The organism is Candidatus Macondimonas diazotrophica (assembly GCF_004684205.1).
Taxonomy (GTDB): Bacteria; Pseudomonadota; Gammaproteobacteria; order UBA5335; family UBA5335; genus Macondimonas; species Macondimonas diazotrophica.
Map to the genome: position 1 here is coordinate 1 of NZ_SRIO01000072.1, position 908 is coordinate 908.

General features: G+C 51.2%; 2 protein-coding genes. Both read right to left on the reverse strand.

Going from position 1 to position 908, the window contains the following annotated elements; translation table 11 throughout:
- Window positions 1–113 precede the first annotated feature (113 nt).
- Window positions 114–350 carry a hypothetical protein gene (locus E4680_RS13920; RefSeq protein ID WP_135283029.1) on the reverse strand — a complete coding sequence of 79 codons (237 nt, stop codon included), beginning with the start codon at window positions 348–350 and terminating at the stop codon, window positions 114–116.
- Window positions 347–908 (reverse strand): hypothetical protein (locus E4680_RS13925; RefSeq protein ID WP_205688956.1); only part of this gene is annotated, 562 nt, incomplete at its 5' end. The genes E4680_RS13920 and E4680_RS13925, both read right to left, overlap by 4 nt.

Genomic DNA, 908 nt, shown 5'->3' on the forward strand with positions numbered 1-908 from the left:
GCCATTTCGGAGACAGGTTCTTGTAGGCCTGCCACAGGATCATGCCGGCGACACCTAGAAGTCCGACCAGTCCGCCAATGTTGCCGAGAGATTCTATATCAAGCGATTCCATGTCAGTAATCCAGGAGGTCCGATCCGGCGAAGATGGTCTCAACATGCTCCCACTGAATCGGCATTCCTTTTCTTTGTTGAGTATTGTTAAATCCTTGGTAGATATCAAAAGAGACAACCTCACCATCAACCGGGATCATCTTGGCGACTGCTTTCTTGAGACTGTCGACTTGTCGGCGCTTGCAGAGGAATTCGCCGACAGGGATGCCGCGAATCTTCCAGACGACCCGAAATATCAATCTGTCTCTTGGAGTGGGCATTGGCGGTTCGCGGAAAGGAGAATGAGGATCAGGGCTTCGGGTATTTCGAGGGGCGGAGGAAACCGGTCGTCGTGCTTCAGGCCGTAGTCGGTCAGCGTGAAGATATAGGCCAGAATCACCCGCTTCTCAGCGTCTTCAAGATTCTCGAAATCAGGTCCGTCATAATACGCCTCGGATACCATAAGACGTGCTGTGTCGATCACGTCGTCCAGTGTGTCGTAGGTTTCCTGGTCAGCGTAGTTGAACTGGAAATCTCGAAGGATATCTTTTCTGACCTGGTTCCAGAGAGGACTTGAAGCTGTAGTAGCTGCCGAAATACGTGAAATCAGTTCGGAAAGCTCATAAGCATCCGAACTGAATGTATTGCAGTGATCCCCATTAAAGAAGACACCATAATCTCCATCCTCATCCAGGATGATCGCATGCCCTTCGACGCTCGCTGCTGCGAATTCCTCGTCGTCAGCGCTGTATATTGTCCACCCGTTTCGGGAGGAAGATGAGAGTTCCACTCTGTTTTGCCTCTGTGCCAGAGAGGCC